The organism is bacterium (genome assembly GCA_004299235.1).
Classification (GTDB): domain Bacteria; phylum Chloroflexota; class Dormibacteria; order Dormibacterales; family Dormibacteraceae; genus SCQL01.
This window is the reverse complement of record SCQL01000031.1, coordinates 261,652-282,873: the sequence shown is the minus strand read 5'-3', so window position 1 is coordinate 282,873 and position 21,222 is coordinate 261,652. Positions and strand designations below refer to the sequence as shown.

Sequence of the window (21,222 nt, the reverse complement as noted above, 5' to 3'; positions counted from 1 at the left end):
GAGTGGGGGCCGCGAACGAGGGCCCAGGTCCTCGGCCGCGCCTTCAGAGCTCACAGGCGCTCATCGAGTTCGCCCTGATCTCGCCCGTGCTGCTGCTCCTGCTCTTCGGCATCGTCGACATCGGGCGGGCGGTCTTCTACTACGACACGCTCAACCACGCGGTCCGCGAGGGCGCTCGGACGGCGGTGCGAGCCTCGATTCCGCTGCCGGCCAACGCCGACATCCTCGCCGCCGTGACGACGCAGCTGATCGGCACCCCCGTGACCGAACCCTGCCCCCAGGGACCGCTCGGCGCGGCCACGCCACCAGGCAACGCCGCATGGTTGTACGTGACCGAGCCCAACCCGCCGGCCGCGGTCGAGGCGACGCCGCCGCCGAACGCGCCCGGGGGTGAGTACCCGGCGCCGGCCAGCGGTCCGTGCAGCGCCGTGAACCCGGCAGGCGGCCACGCCCCGCTCCAGGTGACGCTGCGCTTCAATCTGATCCTGATCACCCCGGTCGTCGCCCAGGCGACGGCCGACCACATCGTCATCACCACGTCCGCGATCTTCAGGACCGAGTACTGATGGACGAACGCCTCCAGAAAGGACAGGCCATCGTCCTGATCGCCATCATGCTGGCGGTGGTCGTCGGGATGGCCGCGCTCGCCATCGACGGGGCGCGGGCTTATGCCCTGCGGCGAGACCTGCAGGCGGCCGTGGATGCGGCCGCCCTGGCCGCGGGAGACAAGCTCCAGCAGACAGGCAGCTACACGTCGGCCGAGCAGGCGGCGACCGCCATCTTCGGGACGAACATGCGCCTCTACAGCGTCCCCGCGTGCTCGCCCGGCTACGGCACGCCGGGGCCCGCGCCCGTCAATTTGACCTGCACGTACCCGGACGGCACGGTGCTGACGCAGGTCGTGGCGTCACTGGGTCCGCGAGGCAGCCAGTTCACCCTGGCCGCGACCCGCTCGCTGCAGCTCCAGTTCGCACGGATCCTCACCGACGGGTCCAACCCGAAGATCTCGGCGACCGCGGGCGGAGGGGTGAACAATCTCCTCAACACACCCACGATCGCCGCCCTCAACCAGGCTGGATGCGGTGGGGCCGGCGGCACCGCGCTCCTGATCAACGGCGGCGGCACGCTGGGGGTCATGGGCGATGTCGTCTCGAATGGGGCGATCAGCGTCACCGGGGGCGGCCTTCAGGTGGCGGGCGACATCTATGCCCGCTGCCAAACCGCCGTCCCGGGCGCGGTGAGCATCACGTGCTACCCGAGCGGCGCCTTCCCCCCGTGCACGTACCCGGATGTCGCGGGCGCCACCCGAACCGGTTACAACCTGGTCGACCCCGGCTATCCGCCGCCGCCAGTGGCCGCCGGCAGCCAGGGCGCGCCGGGCAGCGACGTGGTCCTTTCGCCTGGCATCTATGCGGCCAATCCCAACCTCAGCTCCGGCGTCTGCTATTTCCTGAGCGCCGGGGTCTACAAATGGCTTGGTGGATACACGAACAACGGGGACTTCGTCAGCAATCAGCTGAAGCCGCCCGCCGAGCCAAAGGCTTCTGACAACACGAAAATGGCGACACACCAGTTCTGGAACTCCGACGGCGCCAACTGCGCCGGCTCCTATCAGCTCAGCACGATCAGCACCGGCAATCCGATCAGCAAGGGCGCCTGGGCGATTGAGGTGACCTCGGTGCGCAGTGACACCTACAACGGAACGAGCTACAGGCGGGAGAGCGCGCCGTCCTACTGCCAGACGGCGAACGCCGGCAATGGCCAGGCACTGCAGATCCGGGTCAGCAATGTGCCCGGCGCGACCTCGTACGACGTCTACCTGGCGCCCCCGTCCAGCGGGTGCGCGGGGCCGTTCGGATTCGCGGGCAGCATCCCTGTCGCCGGCAGCGTCAGGAACGACGCCACCGGGGGTTGTCCCGCCTACAGCGGAAGCGGGTGCAGCCTCGGCAACGAGACCGCCATCTTCGACTCCACCGTCCTCACGCCGCTCTTCGCCCCCAACCCACTTGCGCCGCCGGACACGTTCGGAGCCTATCCACCCAGCAGCGAGACCGGCCCGCTGAAGAACAACCTGCCCAATCAGAACCCCGACCGGGCGGCGCCGCCCGCCGGCGACCGGGCGAACGAAGACCAGTGCGACGCCGCCGGCGGCGCGCTCGCGACCTGCCCGACCGGTATCACCCCTGGGGCGGTGGCCTTCTACATCCCGAGCGGGGGCTGCCTTAGCGCCACGACGAGCGGCGACAACTTTGTCTTCAGCGGGTATCAGTACAACTGGATGGTGATCTATGAACCGGGTGCCGCTTATCCGCCCGCCAACACCTGCAGCAACAGCCTGGCGGCCTTCAGCGACTCGGCGTTCATCGGCGTCATCTACGTCCCTTCCGCCGCGCTGACGGTGCAGAAAGCCGCCGCCTTCCGCACCGACGACACGGGGGGCATCATCGCGGACACCATCACCTTCAACGGGCAGCTGCCGAACATCATCTTCAGCACCGCTTTTGCGCCGGTCCCGCCCGCGACTCAGCTGATCAACTAGATCGGTTCCGAGGCGCCGGCCTCCCGGGTCTCGGCCGCCTCCGGCTCCTGATGCGCTGATCCGGCGTGGCCGGTATCGAGACGCCCGAGCCGCTCGTCGATCGCGGCCGCGGCCCTGGCGTCGCCCAGCTCCTCGTACCGCTGGGCCGCGCCTTGCCACGACGCCTTGGCATCGTCGATGCGGCCCAGTCCCCAGAACGCTTGCGCGCGTGTGGCGAGGGCTTCCGCTCGCTCGCGAGTCCTGTCTCCTGGGAGCAGGGGCAGGGTCCTTTCGGTCAGGCGGAGGACCTCTTCGAACGCGCCCACCGCGAGGGCGTTCCTGGTCGCCTGGGCCAGGAACGTCGAGGTTCGCAGGGGATCGGCCGCGGTGCCCGCCTGGTACAGGTGGTAGCCGATCTCGGCGGCCCGCTCGTTGGCGCTCCTGCCATAGACACGCTCGAGCATGTCGGCCACCGCGAGGTGGTAGGCCTGCAGCCGGGGCAGGGGCAGCACCGCCAGCACCCGCTGCCGCACCAGGTCGTGGGCAAAGCGGTACTTGTCGGTTGCCGCGGCGGTGAGGAAGTGCCCGCGCGTCGCCTCGTCGAGCGCGTCACGAAGCTCATGGCCCGAGAGCTCGCCGAAGGCTTCCAGCAGCGCGATGTCGAAATCACGTCCCACGACCGCCGCGGCCACCAGCATTCTCTGCGCGGGCTCGCTGAGGCGTTCGAGCCGGCGGCCGATGAGGCCGCGCACGCTCTGAGCCAGCTCCAGGTCCTCCTCGGTAAAGCTGGCCTGCGTGCGAGAGCCGCCACCGAGCATGCTCTCCGACTCGGCCATGTAGAGGAAGGCATGCTCGACGAACAGCGGGTTGCCCTCGGTGGCCGCCTGGATGCCCAAGAGCTGCACTGGAGTCAACGGTGTATCCGACATCCCGGCCAGGATCTTTTCGACAGCTCGGTCGGAGAGGCGGCCGAGCACGACTCGCTGTCCGCGGCGGCGGCGCAGGAGGCGTGACAGCACGGTGCCGAAGGGTCGCGCCGAATCGAGCTCGCCGTCCCAGTACGTTCCCGCGATGACCATGTGGCTCCCGCCCACGCGCTCTGCCAGGTCACGCAGGAGCAGCACCGTGGCCTCGTCAGCCCAGTGCAGGTCGTCGAGGACGATGAGCAGCGGCTTGGAGCCCTGCACGCCGGTCAGGAATTCGAAGACGGCGCGGAACAGCTGCTCCCGCAGCTGGTCAGCGGGGACATCGCTGCCGGCCGGCATGCCGCGCGCCTTCTGGCGCAGGCCGGGCGCCAGGTACGCCAGCAGCGGACCGCTATGACCGGCGGCCTCCTGAAGCGTCTTGGCCGTCGAATGGGCCACCGCCTCGGCGAGGACTTCGCGGAACGGCCCGTACGGCGCGCCATCCTGCTCCGCACAGCGGCCGCTCAGCACCAGCCAGCCCTTGCCGGCCGCTTCGCCGGCCACCTCTGAGGCGAGCCGCGAAGCGCCGATCCCAGGGGCCCCAGTGATGAACACCGTGCCACCGGATCCCGTCGCCGCGCGGTCGAGCACCATGCGGATGTCGAGCCGTTCCTGATCGCGGTCGACGAAACCGTCGCCCGTGGGCAGCGCGCGTCGCTCTTCTCGCACCGCGACCGGCGTCACCTGGTGCAGTCGCCACCGGTCGGGAAACCCCTTGAGCCTGTAGCGCCCGCGGTAATCAAACTTCATTTCGGCGACCGGGCCCACGAGCTGGCGCACGACATCGGAAACGAGGATCTCTCCGCCCCTTGCCTTGCCCGCCACCCGTGCGGCGACGTTGACGGCGGCGCCGAAGATGTCGCCGGCCTCCTCGACGACCTCACCGGTGTTGATGCCGATCCGGATCCGGATCTTCCGCTCCGGGTTCTGCTTGCTGTATTCGGCGATCGATCTCTGGATGTCGAGCGCGCACTCGACGCCGTGGCGGCTCGACCCGAAGCTGATCATGTAGCCGTCACCGAGGCCTTTGATGCGCCGGCCCGCGTGCTCGGCGATCTTGTCGTCGATGATCGTCTCGTATGCCTTCATGATCTCGTGCGACTCGGTGAAGCCACGAGTCGACAGCAGGCGCGTGGATTCCTCGACGTCGGTGAACATGATCGTCACCGTGCCTTCGGTCTGGCCGACGGCGAGGCTGCCGATGATCGTTTCCGGCGTCAGCGGAGTGGCCGCGCTCACGGTCTGGCCGAGCCCTTCCGCTACCGCCCTCAAAAGGTCCTGCCCGGCGCGGAAGCCGGCCTCACCCTGCGGGTACCGGATGGTTTGCAGCAGTCCGGCCTCCACCGCCTGCCGGAGTTCGCGGCCGGCCGATTCCTTGCTGATCCGGGTGTCGGCCGCGTAGTCGCTCGCCTTCAGCTCGGCGCCTTCGAACGCCTGGGTGATCGCGGGGGCCAGGCGCAGGTTGAGGTTCCGGCGCGTGATCAGGCTCTCGATCACCGCCTGGATGCGGCGGGTCGCTCCGGCCGGGGTCGTGCCTTCGGCGCGGATGGTCGGCAGCATGCCGACATAGCCGCCGGAGGCGGCGGCCAGCTGACCGAGCGCGGTCGTGGCGCGGGCCATCGCCGTGGCGGCCTGCAGCGCCTGGCTGGCCTGGAACGCCGTTTCCGGGCCGGGCGCGGGAGGCGCTTGCGGGAAGGACGTCACAGCGGGTGCCGGCGCGGGTGGCTGGCCGGCGGCCGCCGGCGGCGCGGGCGCGGTTGGGGCGGTCGGAGCGCTGGGGATCACCGGCGCCGGCGGGGCTTCGGGCGGAGGGACCGGGGCGGCCGCCTGGAGGTCCGCGACGGCCGACCGCGCGGCGTCGATGAGCTTGCGCATCTCCTCCTGCATCTCCGGCGTCGAAGCCATGGTCGAGCTCGGCGCTCCAGACGAGGACTGCACCGCGTGTGACTGCTGCTGCTGCACGCCGGGACGGTCGGAGCTGAAGGGCACGACCACGACTTGGCGGACCACGTTCTCGGTCCGCTGCTGCCCGCTCATGAGCGGGTCCTTGACCACCGGCATCATGCTGTCCGAGCCCGCCGGCACGAAACGTGCCGTGACCGGGTCGAACAGGTTCTGGTTCACCTGGACGCCGTAGAACGCGGCCTTGTCGAGCGAAGTCGGGACGTACCCGGTGGCGTTGTATTCGAGCCGCAGGTCAGACCCCATGCCGAGCAGGAAGATGTCGCGCAGGATCGCGCCGTTGGCGTCGTAGCCGACCACCTCGGCAATCTGGGCGATCTTGCGCCGGCCGTCAGGCATGCGGGCCTGATGGACGATGAGGTTGACCGCGGACGCGATCTGCGCGCGCACCGCTTCGAACGGAATGTCGATCGAGGCCATCATCACCATCGTCTCCAGGCGGGAGAGAGCGTCCCGAGCCGAGTTCGAGTGGATGGTCGACATGCTGCCGTCATGGCCGGTGTTCATCGCCTGGAGCATGTCGAGGGCCTCCGCGCCGCGAACCTCGCCCACCAGGATGCGGTCGGGTCGCATCCGGAGGCTGTTGCGAAGCAGCTGGCGGATGGTCAGCTCGCCCTTGCCCTCGACGTTGGGCGGGCGGTGCTCGAGCGCGATGACGTGCGGGTGGTCGATCTGCAGCTCGGCGGCATCCTCGATCGTGATCACGCGCTGGTTGTGAGGGATGAAGCGCGCGATGACGTTCAGGCTCGTCGTCTTGCCCGAGCCGGTGCCGCCCGACACCAGGATGTTCATGCGGCCGAGCACGGCGGCCTGGAGGAACTCGGCCATCGCGGGGCTCAGGCTGCCCTCCCGGGTGAGGTCCTCCATCCCGAGCACCGCGTCCTTGAACTTGCGAATGGTCAGGGCCGCGCCGTGGATCGCGGCCGGCCGGATGATCGCGTTGACACGGCTGCCGTCCGGCAGGCGTGCGTCCACCATCGGGTTCAGTCCATCGATGTGCCGGCCGGTGGTCGCGACCATTCGGCGGATCGTCTCGAGGAGCTGGTTCTCGTCCTCGAACCGAACCTCGGCTTTGGTGAGCACGCCGCGACGCTCGATGAAGACCTGGTCGGGGCCGTTGACCATGATCTCGCTCACGGAGCGGTCGTGGAGAAGGCCGTCGAGAGGTCCGTAGCCGACGGCGGCCCGCAGGATGATGTCCGCGAGCGCCGACTTCTCCTGCGAGCTGAGGTCGATGCCATCTTCGGTGAGGAAGCGGTCGAGGTGCGTGCGCACCGAGCGCGAGAACGCGAGCGTGTCGCCGGTGGTCAGCCCGACGTCCCGAATGAGAGCCAGGCGGTCGCGAAAATCGTTGGCGAGCTTGTTCAGGTCTCTACCCTGTCTCGCGGCTGCTTCCATGATGTCCGAGCGGCGCCTCTGGGGCGGCGCGGAGTCCGTGGTCGTCGCCCACATGTCGACGAACTGCATCTCCAGCAGCGCACTCGAAGCCGCGATGGCGGGGATCAACCTCTGGCGCTCGGTCAGGCGGATCTTGACCGCCACACCGGTGCCGTTCGGCGGCTGTCCGGGGTCGATGTACGCAGCGATCCACTCGCCGTCGCGGAACCGCAGGATGGCCTTTCTGGCCGTGCTCCTGTCGCCGGGGTCCGGTTCGAGGCTGGGGTCGTCGACCGAGCCGAGGACCACGTACTTGATGTCGTGAGCCGGGATCCAGCGCGGGCGCTCCCCGTCCCCGGGGGTGTACATGGGGTACCCGTCGACGGTGAGGGTGCGAGCGTCGGATTCTCCCTCTTCCAGGCCGCCATCGAGACGGTGGACCGAGACCTTCACGCGCGGAGGGCGATCCGCTTCGACGCCGCTCGCCGGCTGTGCCGGGATCCCCGCCGGCGTGCGTTCGGGATTTTCGGACCAGGCGGTCCTGACCTCGCTCACGGGGAGCCTTCCGCCGGCGTGCGCAGGTTCACGGCCGTTACTCGCCCGGATGCTAGCACCGGCCTGGCGCGGCTCAATCGCCTTATGCAGGTCAACGCTCGTTCCCCAGGCGCTCCGGCGCACGGCGGCGGTCCAACACCCATTTCGAGCCCGGCATGCGCTTGGCGACGCCCTTGACCTCGGCCGCGCGAGAGGCGAGCGCCGCGGCGCTGTTGTAGCTGCCGGGCTCGGCGATCACGATGCCGATCGATAGCGACACCAGCGCCGTGCGCACCTTGTTGCCGGTGCGCTCCTCGAACTCGATCCAGCCGCGTTCGCGGTCCTGCGGGTCGTACAGGGCAGGCACGGCGGCGTCGAAGCGGCTGGTGACCTCGGCCGCGATCGACTCCGCGAGACCGGGATCGGTGAGGATCACGAAGTCGTCGCCGCCGACGTGTCCGGCGAAATGCTGCGGCGAGTAGTTCTCCTCGAGCACCTCGAGGATGATCGTCGCCAGCGACTTGATCACGTCGTCGCCGCGCAGAAACCCGTAGTGGTCGTTATAGCTCTTGAACGCGTCGATGTCCGGATACAGGACGGCGAACCGCTCGCGCTGGGCGAGGCGGCGGCTGATCTCTCGCAGGATGTCGCTGTTCCCGCTCATGCCGGTGAGCGGGTTCAAATCCCTGGTGGTGGTCGAGCGGCTCATCACTGCGCGGAGGCGGGCGACGAGCTCTTCGGGGATGAAGGGTTTGGTGACGTAGTCGTCGGCGCCGGCGAGCAGATGCTCCACCTTGTCCTTGAGCGACGCGCGCACGGTCAGGAAGACGACCGGTATCAGGCGGGTGCGAAAGTCGCCCCGCAGTTCGGTCAGGATCTGATCCCCGGTGGTTGCACCGAGCATCAGGTCGAGGAGGATGATGTCCGGTCGCCATGCCACCGCCGCGTCGTGTGCGGCCTGTCCGTCCGCCACCGGCACGCACTCAAAGCCGGCACGCTCCAGCACTCGCTTGACCAGCCGCAACACCTGCTCGTCGTCATCGACCACGAGCACGACGTCGTGGTGTGTCGGTGAGACTCGGGGAGTGGCTTCGCTGTCAGGCTCCACCCTTCTCGCTACGGTCACGTCGCGCTCGCTGGCGGCTCGAGCGCGCCCGTGCCCGGGCGTGGGAAGTTGTCGGTGAGCGCGATGGCGCGCTCGGCAGCGGTCTTGATCTCGAAGATGTCGGCGCGCACGGCGTCGGGGTCGTCGGTCTCTTCAGCGATCAGCTCGCTGTAGTTGACGATGACGGCGAGCAGGTTGCGGAGGTCGTGGATGAGGACTCGACCCTCGTCCTCCGAGTGCCCGTCGCCGGCGTTCACAGCCGCTTGACCAGTTGCCATCTGTTCATCTCGCCGTCGCGCTGATAGCCCAGCTCGTCGAGCAGCGAGCGCGCGATCGCGAGGCCACGCCCCGCCTCGCTCGACGGCGCCGGCATGGCGCGAGTGTGGTGATTATGAACGGGCGGCCCTCGATCGATGAACGAAGCGAGCGCGGTGCCCTGATCGAGGCGGAGGACGTATTCCACCGGATGCTCGGTGCCCGCGGGCAGGCCGTGGGTGAGCACGTTGGCGCCGATCTCGGCGAGCGCGGTCTCGAAGAGCATGAGACTGCGGTCGTCGGCCGCCCGGCCGGAGACTTCGCGCATCCGATCGATCGACCGGTGCAGCGTTTCCAATCCTTCGTCCAGACGGCTGAGGGTGGCGTGGAATTCAAATGACTTCACTTCAGACCTGCGGCGGTCAGAATCCAGCGAGGGCGTCCTCGACCGTGGCGTAGTACGGGAACACGCGGTCGAGCGTGGTCAGCTCCAGGACCACCCTCACCTGCTGGTTAGGAGCCGCGAGCCGGAGATCGCCCTTGGAGCCGCGCACCTGCTTCAACGCGGCGATCACCGAGCCGAGGCCCGTGCTGTCGACAAAGCTCACGCCTTCCATGTCGATGACCAAGCGCGGCTGGCCGTTTCTGACGGCCTCGCTGATCGCGTCTTTCAACGTCGGAGCCCCGGCGACGTCCAGGCGACCGGTCGGCGCGATCACCGTCACGCCGTTGTCGGCCTGCCGGCTCTGCACCTCCAGGCTCACCGTGGGTCTCCCATATACCGGCAAAGACTATATGGCACGGGCTCCGGGATTGTGGCCTCTACACTGCACGGGCGTGAGCGCTCCACCCGCGGCCCAGCGCCTGCTCATAGTCGACGATGAGGAGCCCCTGGCGAAGGTCGTGGCGCGCATGCTGCGCAGCCGCGGGTTCGAATCCGACATCGCGCTGACGGCCGCGCAAGCTCGGCAGCGCTTCGAGGCCGCCGACTACGCCCTCGCCCTCCTCGACGTGCGACTGCCCGACGAATCCGGGTATGGGCTGCTGGAAGAGGTGCGCCGCCGGTGTCCGGACACCGCGGTCGTGATGATCACGGGCGTCGACGATCCCGAACTGGGCAGGGCCGCCCTCGAGCATGGAGCCTACGCCTACCTGGTCAAGCCGGTCGGTACGACGGAGCTGTACCTCGCCGTGGTCAACGCGCTGCGCCGTCGCAGCCTCGAGCTCGACTATCGCGCCAACCTGAAGCGCCTCGAATCGATGGTCGGCGAGCGCGCCGAGCAGATGCGGCGCGCAGCCGAGCTGCAGTCGGGCATGCTGCCGCCATCCCCCTTCAAGGAGGACGGGTTTGAGCTGGCCGCGCACTTCGCCGCGGCGCGCGAGATCAGCGGCGACTTCTACGACTGGTACCGCCCCAGCCCGGGCCTCCTCACCTTCACTCTCGGCGACGTGATGGGCAAGGGCCTGCCGGCGGCCCTGATGATGGCGACGGCGCGTGCCGCCCTTCGCGGGTCGGCCGGCGTCGCGGAGATAGCCGCCGGCATCAAACTGGCCGCTGACGTCATGGCCGCGGCGTTGGAGGCCAACCACGCTTACGTGACCGTCTTCCACGGCGTTTTCGATCCGGGCACCGGCGAGCTGCACTACGTCGATGCGGGGCACGGACACGCGAGGCTGTTGCGAGGTGCGACCGGGCAGGAGACGCTGCCCCACCGGAGCGCGCCGATCGGCATCTTTCCAGACAGTCAGATCGCCGTCGGCACGGCCACGCTCAGCCGGGGCGATGCGCTGGTCGTGTTCTCGGATGGACTGCTCGACCTGCGGCCGGACCTGGCGACCAAGGATGTGCAGCTGCCTTACGAGGCGCGCCGCGCCCAGACGGCGCAGGAGATGGTGGACATCCTGGCCCACGGCTCCCGAGATCGCGAGCTTTTCGACGATGTGACGGTGCTCGCCCTGCGACGGCTTTAGTCTCGCGAGCCTGAGCCCCCTCACCTGCCTTCACCCGAACCAGAGAGAGGGAGGCTTTGAACACGTTGCCGGCGCTCTCCCGGAGGAGAGCGGCGATACCTCGACACTTAAGGGGGGACTGGGTGGAAGGTTGGCGGCTACACTTTGGGTCCTGCGCACCTTCCATCCCGCCAGGGGGGGCGAGGTTACCGAGGTGTCGCCAGGACCCCGTCCGCAGGCTGCGCCGAAGCCGATGTGGACCCGGGGCCTGGTGCGTCGCGCGTCGCCCTCAGTCGCGATTGCCGCCATCTTCGCCGTCCAGGCCGGCACCGGCGCCGCGCCCATGCTGGTGTTCCCGCTCTACCTGTCCGTCGTCCTGCTCACGTCGCTGCGGCTCGGCCGGACCGAGTCGCTGTCGATGGCCGGGCTCGCCGCCGTCGCGATCCTCATGCCTGCTCTTTTCCGGGGCGGTCAGCCTGGCGACGCGGCGCCGGCCGTCCTCCTCGCCATCCTGCTGATGGTGGTGGCGTTGGCGATCGGCGAAGTCGTTCGGCAGGCCCGCGAGACCGCCGCTGGGGCACATCGCAAGCTGGTCGAGGTCGAGACCAACGAGGCGCGCCTCCGGCTGGCCCTGGAGGGCGCGATGGTCGGCCTCGCGCTGGCCGGAGCGGACGGCAGGTGGACGGAGGTCAACGACAGGCTCTGCACGAGCCTCGGCCGCAGCCGCGACGAGCTCTTGCGCCTGACGCTCGGCGAGGTCACCGCCGAAAACGACCGCAAGGCGCTCGACGACGCGCTCGCCCTCTTGCGCGGCGGCGACATCGTGCGTTGGGAGGCGGAGCTCAACTTGGTGCGTGCGGACGGGAGCCACGTCCCGGTCGCGATTGCGATCGCGGCGGTGGCCGGCCCTGCCCCTGAAGATTCGCGTTGGCTGGTGCAGGTGACCGACATCTCGACGCGCAAGCGGCTCGACGGGCTCCGCGACTGCCTGGTCGCGGTGCGTCAGGTGATCGTCAACGCGACGAGCTGGGAGCAGGCCGCGCCGCAGATTCTCAGCAGCCTGTGCTGCTATCTCGATTGGGACCTGGCGGAGTACTGGGCGGTCGACCCCGACCGGCAGGCCCTGCGCGTGCGTCAATCGTGGCAGCGCCCGGCCGCCGGGCTGCACGAGTTCCATGAGGAGAACCGAGCCATCTCGTTGGCCAGCGGCTCAGGATTGCTGGGTCGGGTCTGGCAGTCGGGCGTCGTCGCCGCCTATGAAGACATCGCCCAGGTGCCCGACTACATGCGGTCCGGCGCGGCGCGCCGGTCGGGTCTCAGGTCCGCGGCGGCGTTTCCGGTCATGGAAGGCGGGGTGGTGGTCGGCGTCGTCGAGCTGCTCGCCGGCCAGAAGCGCGGCGTCGAGGACGACATGGTCACGATGCTCGCTTCGGTGGGGGTCGAGATCGGTCAGTTCATGCGCCGCTCGGAGACCGCCCACGCATTGAAGCGCAGCGAGACCGACCACCGGGCGATCTTCGAGCGCTCGCCGATCGGTATCGCGCGCGTCAGCAGCGAGGGTGAGCTGCTCGAAGCCAACCCCGCGCTGCTGCAGATGCTCGAGCACGACCTCGAGACCATGCGCGGGAGTGCGTGGCATGACCTGCTGAGGGCCTACGACCAGGCGGCGGCCCGCCAGCGGTCGGCGCCGCTGCTGGCCGGGCTTGCGGATCGGAGCAGCATCCAGGTCCGCGCCGCGACCGGCGGCGGGAAGTGGCTCTGGCTCCAGCTCACGGCGACTTCGATCCCGGATTCGAGCGGACGGCTGGAGCACATGCTGGTGATGATCGAGGACGTCACGACGGTGCGGGCAACCTCCGACCAGCTCAACGAGGCACTCGAATCTCAGCGCAGCGCCAACGCCACCCTTGAAAAGCTGGACCGGACCAAGACGGAATTTCTGTCGATCGTCAGCCACGAGTTCCGGACGGCACTCACCGGCATCCAGGGATTCAGCGAGCTCATTCGCGACGGCGGCCTGGAGCCGGACGAGGTGCGTGCGTACGGCGGCTACATATTCAATGACGCGGACCGGGTCAACCGGCTGATCGGCGACATGCTGGACCTCGACCGGATGGAATCGGGCCGCATGAGCATCCGCACCGGCGATGTGGACATCAACGAGGTCCTGAGCGAGGCCATCGCCAGAGCCGGGACGGCCGCCTCCACGGCGGAGTTCAAAGCCGACCTCGACCCGCGGCTGCCGATCGTCGCCGGCGATCGCGACCGGCTGATCCAGGTCGTGAGCAACCTCGTCAACAACGCGATCAAATACTCACCGGAGGGTGGAACGGTCACCCTGTCCAGCCGCGCCGAGGGCAGGTTCGCCCTGGTCAGCGTCACCGACACGGGGCTGGGCATCCCGCCGGACGAGATCGGCCACGTGTTCGAACGCTTCCGCCGCGTCCGCAGCGGCGCTGCCCAGTCGATTCCCGGGACTGGCCTGGGCCTCACGATCGTTAAACAGATCGTAGAGATGCATGGCGGTGAGATCTGGGTCGAGAGTGCGGTCGGGCTCGGTTCGGCGTTTCATTTCACCATCCCGCTGGCGGCTGAGAACGTCCCGCCGTTGCAGCGACGGCATGCCTGATATCGGGATCACCGGTGGGACCGCTCCATTCACGGTGCTGGTGGCTGACGACAACGACGTCGCCCAGCGGCTGTGCAAGCGAGTGCTGGAAAAGGCGGGCTACGGCGTGCTCATCGCGGCTGATGGACTCCAGGCCGTGGACATCGCGGTCAGGCAGCGCCCGTCGATGATCCTGATGGACGTCGCGATGCCGGGCATCGACGGGCTCGAGGCGATGCGCCGGATCAAGGCGGAGATCCCGGCGATGCCGATCGTCATCGCGAGCGCGCACTCGATGGCGAGCGACCATCAGCGCTTCCTGGAGGCGGGCGCCGACAACGTGCTGAGCAAACCGTTCCGGCTTGCCGACCTGATCGCGATCGTCGAGAACCTGGCCAGGGGGGGCAAGTGAAGGACCTCACCGGGACCAGGCTGGGTCAGTACGAGATCGTCGAGCGCCTCGGCGGGGGCGGGATGGCGGTCGTCTACCGAGCCGTGCAGCAGCCGCTGGGCCGGGAGGTGGCGCTCAAGGCCCTGTCTTCGGAGCTCTTTCAGGACGACGGGTTCGTCAAGCGTTTCGAGACCGAAGCCAAAACCCTGGCCAAGCTCGACCACCCCAACATCCTTCCGATTTATGACTTCGAGATGTCGGATGGGGTCGCCTACCTGACCATGCCGCTGATTCGCGGCGGCACGCTGCGCGACGTCTTGAACCACGGACCGCTCGACACCCTGACGGCCTGGCGGTACCTGCGGGAGATCGGCGACGGCCTGCAGCACGCCCACGACGCGGGCATCGTCCATCGCGACCTCAAGCCGACGAACGTGCTCATCCACGCCGACGGGCGGGCGATGCTGGCGGACTTCGGCCTGGCCCGAGGCGCTGGCCAACCGACGCACCTGACCACGATCGGCCTGGCCATCGGCACGCCGGGCTACATGGCGCCGGAGCAGGTGATGGGCCACGACGTCGACAAGCGCGCCGACATCTACGCCATGGGAGTGCTGACGTTCGAGATGCTGACGGGCCGGCTGCCGTTCATCGGGTCCAACCGGATGGAGGTCGCATACGCCACCGTCAACGCTCCCATACCGTCGGCGGTGAAGCTCAACGCCAACCTGCCGGACGAGCTCGACCAGCTGCTGGCCAAGGTGCTGGCGAAAGACCCGGCCGAGCGGCCCCAGACGGTCCGTGAGCTGCTCGCGCAGATGGCCAGGCTGCCGCAGCGCCGCCAGGCGGCGACTCCGCCCGCGCCGGTGGCGCCGGCGGTGGCCGCAGTCGCCTCGGCACGTCCCGCGCCGGCCGCCCTGCCGCCCGAGACCGCCGCGATGCGGGTCATCTCCTCGCCGGCCGGGCTGCACGGGTCGCCGCCTCCCACCCCGACCGCCGGCGGGGCGTCGGCGATCCGGACCCTGGAGATGATGGGGGTGCGGGCGGCCCGGGCGAGGGGACGGTTCATCCTCAACTCGCACGTCAGCAACCTCGTCCACGTCGCGCGCGATGTCAGCGGCGATCGGTGGCCGGAACTCGCCTACGCGGCCGGCCTCGTGCAGTACGTGGAGCAGGACCCGCCGCACGACGAGCAGCTTTCGTCGCCGGTCGAGTCGCTGAGCCGGCTGAACGAGGCGTTCGAGACCGTCTACGGACCCGAGGCCGAAGACATGATCCGGGCGTGGGGGCGGCGCGCCACCGAGCGCTGGCTCGCCGAGGGCCGGCACGGGATGGGCGGGCCGCGGTGGCTGGTTCCGGGCCGGCAGCGGAGGCTGGCGGGGGTCGTGAGGGCGTTCACCGAGGCCATGGACAACGTGCGCGGCGAGCACACCCATGCCTGGCTGCAGGTCGACGAGCACCAGTTCTGGCTCGTCAACTTCTCCAACATGTTCGCTCTCGGACGCATCAAGACCGTCAAGTCGTGTCACGTCTGGACCGCCAGCATCGAGACCATCCTCCGCTGGGCCGGGCTGGCCAACGACTGGTACGTGGAGGAGGTCGAATGCGGCTGCGTGACCGGCACCTTCGACTGCGTTTTCGCCATCCGGTCGGTCGAGAGCTGACCGCCGCTGCGGATGCCGTCGAGAATCTGTCGGCGGTCTTGACCCAAAACGAACGGCTCGGGTCCCGTTTACCCTCCTCGGTGTAGCCCAGGCCACGCGCACGCCGGCTCCGCTGGGTCGGGTCGTTTCAACTTTTCCAGCATTCCCAGGGCGCCGGCCTGCTCCAGGAGGCCGGTCTTGGCCAACTCTCGAAGATAGGCAGAATTCATTGTCCAGAGGTACGAGTTCGGCAACGGCCTCAGTCTCGGGACGGCCCGCCTTTGAATCTATGCTTGGCCAGTGAAGGCAAGGAACGAAGCCATGCCCCCCGGGGTCCACCTAAAGTCGGAGGTGGTCGGGCCCTTTGCGACAGGGCCGGTGCGGTATCAACTCAGAATCCTGGGCGACCCGACCAGAGGCTACCTACTGGCTGGTCTAAGCTCGCTGCCGGCGGCTCAGCAGGGTGAATTCTGGTTCGAAAGCCTGGAGGCGGCCAAGAGGGCGGCTCAGGCATACGGTGTCCCTCTCGACAGTTGGACGGAAATCACAACAGTCGGAGAGGTCGCTGAGCCTTGGCAGAGAAACGGGCGGCGCAGCTAAGTAGGGCTCCGAACTCGGTCTCGTTTTCATCTGCGTCGGTCAACCCCGCCTGTCATGTCCCTTGGAGCCGGGCTAACGCGCCTTTCCCTCAAGGCCGCCGCCCCTCGACAAAGGCCTCCACCGTCGCAATCAGGGCGACGACGAGCAACTCGAATCGCGCATATGTGAGCGGGATCTCGCTGCTCAGCACCGCCACCTCCTGGTCGATGGCGATCGCCGCCATCGCGAGCGCGCAGGCGTACGCCCTCGTTCGCCAGAGCTCCCAGCGGGTGGAGCTGGACTCCCGGAACGAACGCAGCGGATCGGACCGTCCAGGTGCGTTCGCGCCGGGCGCGGCTGGCCTCCGGGCGCTGTGAAAGTGAAACGGAAGGCCCTTGGTAAACACGGGGCCGAGCGACCAAGGACCAAAGTAGGGCTTGACGGCGCTCATCTGCTCATCCAAGATAGTAGATGTCTGATAAGTGTGCGGCCAGTCGGCCGCGATTGTCTTGCTGCGCGAGTGCAACGCGGCGTTAAGCGTTGCCCTCGGGTCATCGAAGGAATTGGGGCGCAATGAATAGATGGGGAGTCGAGAAGTGAGCGGACAGCCTGAGGCGCTGGGCGACCGTCCCAGGAGAATCGTCGATGTCGGGGTGTACCACAACTGGGCCACGGCTCTCGAAATTGTGGAGTACCTCCCGCCAGGCTGGCGCCAGTTTGTGGCGGACCACGTCCGCCAGCCCTGGCACGACTTCCTTTTGGGTCTGGGCCCCAAGCCCGCGGGTCCGCTCGGTTTCGGTCCCCTGGGGGGCGACTTCCCGTATCAAAGTCCCCATGGACGTTATTTCCCCGGTTCTCAAGAAGAGGGTGCCGTTGCCGGTGGCAGCAGCGCCGGGAGCCTCGTTGACCAGCATCTAAACCCGAACGGGATTGACAGCGCCATCCTTTGCCACGGGCTCGGCATGTTCGTTCCCATTGGGGTGGTGCCGCGGTTGGCTCTTGAGCTGGTGCGGGCCGTCAACGACTGGACGGTCGAACGATGGCTGGCCTCTGACGACCGTCTCCGTGCGGCGGTCTTGGTGCCCACACAGATTCCCGACGCAGCCGCCGAGGAGATCAGGCGGATCGGCAAGCCCCCTCAGGTTGTCGCTGTGCTTTTGGGAGCGAATGGTTTGGGAAAGCCTTTTGGCCACCCGGCCTACTTCCCGATTTACGAGGCGGCCGAAGAGATGGGTTTACCATTGATTATCCGCGCCGGGGGGGACTCTGGAATGGAGGCTCCGAGCTACCCGACTGCGGGCGGAATGCCCGGAACGTATACGGAATTCCGAGTCCTTGGCTTCCAGTCGCTGGCCACCCACGCTGCCAGCCTGATCGCCCAAGGTGTGGTCGAGAGGTTCAAGTCGCTCAAGTTTCTTCTCTTGGGCGCAGGTGCGACTTGGGTGACGCCATTCCTATGGCGATTTGACACGGAATACATGGCGTTCCGGCAGGGCATCGCATGGATTCAGAATGAAATGCCGAGCGACGTCTTCCACAGGCATTTCTTCGTCGGGACAGACTCCTCATTCCAGCCTTCGGATCCGGAGGTCTTTAGGGCTGTGCTGGAGGCCGACCCAAGTCTGGCCGACATCATTTGCTATTCAAGCGGATATCCAGATCGGGAGTACCTCAGTCCTTCTCGGCTCCTGGAAGTGCTGCCGCACGACTGGGGCGACAAGGTAATGAGCGCGAACGCCGTGCGGCTGTTCGGATTGCCATCCGGTCCAACCGACACTGCAAGCGTTGCGGACACGTTATCGAGCGGTAGATTGAGGAAGGTTAAATGAGTAACGACATGATCATCGACGTCGACTGCCACCACAGCTGGCCATTCGACAGAGACCTGATTCAGTACATGCCTAGGGCATGGCGCGAGTACTTTACAGCCGCGGCCGGCCCTGGTCTGGCAGACAGTGTGCAGGATGTCGGTTACGGGTCAAGCGGTGGATACAGCCCGTTCCTCCCGCCTTGGGTCCACTACCCCTTTTCGGGCGGCGGTGGGACGAGGCTGGAATGCATGCCGAAAGAGGGCGGAGCGGCTGGCTCGAGCCGGCAGGTGTTGATTGATGAGCATCTGAACCCACATGGCATTGCTCGGGCGGTGCTGACTTTCGGTTACGGGACGCAGCAGGGGATTCTGAATGCGCCCGCTTCAGTTGCCCTGTGTCGAGCCGCCAACGACTATACGATCGACAAATGGCTCGATGGACGAGAAGATCGCCTGTACGGCGTTCTGCTTGTCCCCGTCAGCGCTCCTGAGGAAGCCGCCAAGGAGATATACCGTCTCGCGGATCACCCTCGCATCGTCGGGGCACTCGTGATGACGAATCCGTTTCTTAAGCCCCTCGGCCATCCGGTCTACGATCCGATTTTGCGCGCAGCGGACGAAACGGGCTTGGTGATCTTCACGCACGCCGCCGCTGACTTTACGAGTAAAGGTGCATGGTACGCGGGCGGGTTGCCGACCAGTATGACCGAGATATACCTAGGCTTGGAACAAGTCGGGATGCACCATTTCACGAGTGTCATCTGCAGCGGCGTTTTTGAGAAATTCCCGCACCTCCGAATATTGTTCAACGAGTATGGATTCACTTGGATGCCCTGGATGTTGGCAGAACTCGATTCACGGTATGCCGCGCTCAAGATTGAGAACCCACTTATCAAGCGGTTGCCAAGTGAGTATTTCGCTGAGCACGTTTGGGCATCAACGCAGCCATTCGCCATGGTGGCTGAGGCTTCCAAAGTGGAGCGCCTCTTGGAGACATGTCCGTCGATCGCCGATCATCTCTGTTACTCGAGCGACTATCCGCATTGGGACGCTGAGGACCCCGGCTCTGTGCGTGTTCGGCTACCTCAAGAGTGGCGGTCCAAGGTCATGGGTAAAAACGCTGCACGCCTCTTCGGTTGGGATGACTTAGTCGGAGGTGCCGTTGGGACCGGTCGCCGTACCGAGGTGAGACTGAGTGCCGGATCCTAAGCCTGGGCCGGATCGGGTATTCGAGGTGGGGACGGTGGATGAGTTCACGCACGGCGTTGTTCGTCTAGTCCAAGTCAAAGGCCGCGAGGTCGGTGTTCTTAGGTGGTATGACCGCTGGTACGCTTTGCGGAACGTCTGTCCGCACATTGGCGGCCCGGTATGTAACGGCCTCGTGAGCCCCCTCCTAGTCGAGGAGCGACCGTGGTCTGATGCCGACCTGAGAGTCGATACTGAGCGACCGATGCTCATGTGTCCCTGGCATTTCTGGGAATACGATCTGACGACTGGCCTCAGCCTTAGTGGTCGAGAGAGCGTCAGGATGTACGGAGCTTACGAATCCGCGGGCAGAGTTTTCGTTGATTTGAGCTTACCGCCACGGGCGATCGGGTCGGCAGGCGTTGTGGCGGGAAACGGCGGCGCGCGAGACTGATATGCGACAGCTGAAGAGTCCAAGAGCCGATTTGTCCCGGCGGAGCGTGGCCCGGCGCCGCAATCCAAGTCCGGCGCGAGCAGGTCGGACTGTCCGGAAAGCCGGTAACAGAGTCTGAGTGGCGTCACCAGTCGTAATCGTTGGAGGTGGCGCTGCTGGCGCCGGAGTTGCTTCCGGCCTCAGGCGGGGGGGATGGACGGGCGGAATCAGCGTGATCTCCGACGAGGCTGTGGCCCCGTATGAGCGGCCTCCGCTCTCGAAGGAGTTCTTGAGGTCAACTCGATCGGCGGAATCGCTGGGCGTGCTCCCCGTTGATTGGTACCGCGAGAATGATGTGGAGCTCATCGATGGTCGGGCCGTGTCCTTGAACCCAGATGAGCGGGCGGTACAGGTAGCCGGCGGCAACAACATCAGGTACTCGAACCTCGTTCTAGCCACTGGCGGCCGGCCCCGGCGATTGGATTGGCACGACCCACAGGGACGCATTTTGTACCTGCGGTCGCTTCAAGACGCTCGCGCCTTGAAGGAAGCCCTCGGCCCAGGTCGGCGCATCGTTATCATCGGCGCAGGATTCATCGGGGGCGAGGTCGCCGCCTCTGCACGCCACCTCGGCGCAAGCGTGACTATCGTCGAGGCCTTGCCGCTGCCCTTGGCGCGTGTGTTGGATGAGGACATCGCGGGTATGTACGCCGACCTGCACGGCGAGAACGGGGTCAACCTCCGGCTTTCAAGTCAGGTTGTGGCGGTCCGGGCGGGCTCCGACCTAGAGCTGACACTGCACGATGGCAATGTCTTGAATTGTGACGTAGTTCTTATCGGGATTGGTCTGGAACCCAATGTCAACTTGGCGGTTGACGCTGGTCTCGAGTGTCGCAATGGGATCGTCGTTGACGAGTTCGGACGAAGCAGCGCCGACGGAATTTTTGCTGCCGGTGACGTTGCCAATCATTTCAACCCTGTGTACCAAAGATGGTTGCGCGTCGAGCACCACGACAATGCTCTGAAGCAGGGTGCCATCGTTGCAGCCAATATCCTCGGAGACCGTCGGCCGTACGAGGCTCCCCATTGGTTCTGGTCGGTCCAATATGACTGCACTTTGGAGGCGGTCGGCTGGTGGCAAGAGCACGATCAGGCCGTCACGAGAGGAACTCTGGAATCCCGCAGGTTTGTGAGGTTTTATTTGAAGGCTGGCCAGATTGTCGGCGCGGTCGGTCTCAACGCGGGCCGGGATGTGCGCAGGGCAGGTCGGCTCGTTGGCTCCCGCATGCGAATCGAGGCGGTCAATCTGGCTGACGAGGCGTGGGACCTGCGCAGGGCATTGGTGGCCACGCCGATAGGAGGAATCGAGTAGGAGTGGGTATCGAGTGCAACATCTGGTAGCGACGGAGTCGGACCTGCAGCCGGAGGAGTCCATGCAGGTGACAATTGACGGCCTGAAGATCTGCCTGGCCAGGAGTGGCGATGGGTCATGGCACGCCATATCCGATGTCTGTACGCACGAGGAATACTCGCTCAGCGAAGGCGATATCTGGGGTAATCACGTCGAGTGCGCCCTACACGGGTCGCGCTTCAATCTGGTAACGGGTGAGCCCGACCAGTTGCCGGCCCGGACGCCCGTCCGCGTCTATCAGGTCGAAGTCAGGGGCGGCTCGGTGTTCGTCAAGATGTAACGTTTTCGCGGACTGCTGATGACCTGGTCAATGACCACTCGGGATCAGCGTTTGAGCGGGAAGGCAACGCAGTCGCCGAACTGTTTAGCATCGCCGCCGGTCGGGCAAGCCACGGCCTGTCAAGTGATGTACGGCGATGGCCGCAGCCAGTTAATCAAAGGATGACGCGCTCGGAAGTTAAGTTGACGGTCACTCGGGATAACTCCCGTCGCCTGA

General features: G+C 66.8%; 16 protein-coding genes and 1 pseudogene. 11 read left to right on the top strand and 6 right to left on the bottom strand.

Annotation, left to right across the window (positions count from 1 at the left end):
• Positions 1-2 precede the first annotated feature (2 nt).
• Together EPN29_11750 and EPN29_11745 are read left to right on the top strand one after the other, a co-directional pair.
• A complete protein-coding gene (locus EPN29_11750; protein TAN31871.1) occupies positions 3-566 on the top strand; it encodes a hypothetical protein in 564 nt (187 codons plus the stop codon).
• Positions 566-718 (top strand): annotated as a pseudogene (locus EPN29_11745) (hypothetical protein). Before EPN29_11750 ends, EPN29_11745 begins: the two are co-directional and overlap by 1 nt.
• Positions 719-2,535: 1,817 nt before the next feature.
• Here EPN29_11745 and EPN29_11740 read toward each other — a convergent pair.
• The 5 genes from EPN29_11740 to EPN29_11720 all read right to left on the bottom strand — a co-directional run bounded on the left by EPN29_11740 (position 2,536) and on the right by EPN29_11720 (position 9,474).
• Positions 2,536-7,377, bottom strand: a complete 4,842-nt coding sequence (locus tag EPN29_11740) for a hypothetical protein (protein ID TAN31870.1) — start codon at positions 7,375-7,377, stop codon at positions 2,536-2,538.
• 91 nt (positions 7,378-7,468) lie between these two features.
• On the bottom strand, positions 7,469-8,482 hold the full coding sequence (locus tag EPN29_11735; GenBank protein TAN31869.1) for a response regulator: 1,014 nt from the start codon (positions 8,480-8,482) through the stop codon (positions 7,469-7,471).
• Positions 8,479-8,718, bottom strand: coding sequence for a hypothetical protein (locus tag EPN29_11730; protein ID TAN31868.1), 240 nt, complete (start codon positions 8,716-8,718; stop codon positions 8,479-8,481). The genes EPN29_11735 and EPN29_11730 overlap by 4 nt, the downstream gene beginning before the upstream one ends.
• Positions 8,715-9,074, bottom strand: a complete 360-nt coding sequence (locus EPN29_11725) for an ATP-binding protein (protein ID TAN31867.1) — start codon at positions 9,072-9,074, stop codon at positions 8,715-8,717. The genes EPN29_11730 and EPN29_11725 overlap by 4 nt, the downstream gene beginning before the upstream one ends.
• Positions 9,075-9,138: 64 nt before the next feature.
• Complete coding sequence (locus tag EPN29_11720) at positions 9,139-9,474, bottom strand: anti-sigma factor antagonist (protein ID TAN32007.1); 336 nt, start codon at positions 9,472-9,474, stop codon at positions 9,139-9,141.
• A gap of 37 nt (positions 9,475-9,511) precedes the next feature.
• On the opposite strand from EPN29_11720, the gene EPN29_11715 reads away from it, so the two are divergent.
• From EPN29_11715 to EPN29_11700, 4 genes are all read left to right on the top strand, one after another.
• The gene (locus EPN29_11715) at positions 9,512-10,687 is read left to right on the top strand and encodes a fused response regulator/phosphatase (GenBank protein ID TAN31866.1); all 1,176 of its coding nucleotides are present in this window, start codon (positions 9,512-9,514) and stop codon (positions 10,685-10,687) included.
• Between the two features lie 193 nt (positions 10,688-10,880).
• On the top strand, positions 10,881-13,295 hold the full coding sequence (locus EPN29_11710) for a PAS domain S-box protein (protein ID TAN31865.1): 2,415 nt from the start codon (positions 10,881-10,883) through the stop codon (positions 13,293-13,295).
• Complete coding sequence (locus EPN29_11705) at positions 13,186-13,686, top strand: response regulator (GenBank protein ID TAN31864.1); 501 nt, start codon at positions 13,186-13,188, stop codon at positions 13,684-13,686. Before EPN29_11710 ends, EPN29_11705 begins: the two co-directional genes overlap by 110 nt.
• Complete coding sequence (locus EPN29_11700) at positions 13,683-15,329, top strand: serine/threonine protein kinase (GenBank protein ID TAN31863.1); 1,647 nt, start codon at positions 13,683-13,685, stop codon at positions 15,327-15,329. Before EPN29_11705 ends, EPN29_11700 begins: the two co-directional genes overlap by 4 nt.
• 667 nt (positions 15,330-15,996) lie before the next feature.
• On the opposite strand, the gene EPN29_11695 is transcribed toward EPN29_11700, so the two are convergent.
• Entirely contained in the window at positions 15,997-16,338 is a 342-nt protein-coding gene (locus EPN29_11695; protein ID TAN31862.1) for a hypothetical protein, read from the bottom strand.
• 130 nt (positions 16,339-16,468) lie between these two features.
• Here EPN29_11695 and EPN29_11690 point away from each other — a divergent pair, with 130 nt between their 5' ends.
• From EPN29_11690 to EPN29_11670, 5 genes are all read left to right on the top strand, one after another.
• Positions 16,469-17,716, top strand: a complete 1,248-nt coding sequence (locus EPN29_11690; GenBank protein ID TAN31861.1) for a hypothetical protein — start codon at positions 16,469-16,471, stop codon at positions 17,714-17,716.
• Entirely contained in the window at positions 17,713-18,906 is a 1,194-nt protein-coding gene (locus tag EPN29_11685) for a hypothetical protein (protein ID TAN31860.1), read from the top strand. Before EPN29_11690 ends, EPN29_11685 begins: the two co-directional genes overlap by 4 nt.
• Positions 18,893-19,336, top strand: coding sequence for a Rieske (2Fe-2S) protein (locus EPN29_11680; protein TAN31859.1), 444 nt, complete (start codon positions 18,893-18,895; stop codon positions 19,334-19,336). Before EPN29_11685 ends, EPN29_11680 begins: the two co-directional genes overlap by 14 nt.
• 118 nt (positions 19,337-19,454) lie before the next feature.
• The gene (locus EPN29_11675) at positions 19,455-20,687 is read left to right on the top strand and encodes a ferredoxin-NAD reductase (protein TAN31858.1); all 1,233 of its coding nucleotides are present in this window, start codon (positions 19,455-19,457) and stop codon (positions 20,685-20,687) included.
• Between the two features lie 61 nt (positions 20,688-20,748).
• On the top strand, positions 20,749-21,006 hold the full coding sequence (locus EPN29_11670; protein ID TAN32006.1) for a non-heme iron oxygenase ferredoxin subunit: 258 nt from the start codon (positions 20,749-20,751) through the stop codon (positions 21,004-21,006).
• Positions 21,007-21,222: the final 216 nt, after the last annotated feature.

Coding starts and splice junctions, on each gene's coding strand:
- EPN29_11715 (TAN31866.1), top strand. CDS start 9,512: ATGGCACGGGCTCCGGGATTGTGGCCTCTACACTGCACGGGCGTGAGC.
- EPN29_11705 (TAN31864.1), top strand. CDS start 13,186: ATGGCGGTGAGATCTGGGTCGAGAGTGCGGTCGGGCTCGGTTCGGCGT.
- EPN29_11695 (TAN31862.1), bottom strand. CDS start 16,338: ATGAGCGCCGTCAAGCCCTACTTTGGTCCTTGGTCGCTCGGCCCCGTG.
- EPN29_11690 (TAN31861.1), top strand. CDS start 16,469: ATGGGGAGTCGAGAAGTGAGCGGACAGCCTGAGGCGCTGGGCGACCGT.
- EPN29_11685 (TAN31860.1), top strand. CDS start 17,713: ATGAGTAACGACATGATCATCGACGTCGACTGCCACCACAGCTGGCCA.
- EPN29_11670 (TAN32006.1), top strand. CDS start 20,749: ATGCAGGTGACAATTGACGGCCTGAAGATCTGCCTGGCCAGGAGTGGC.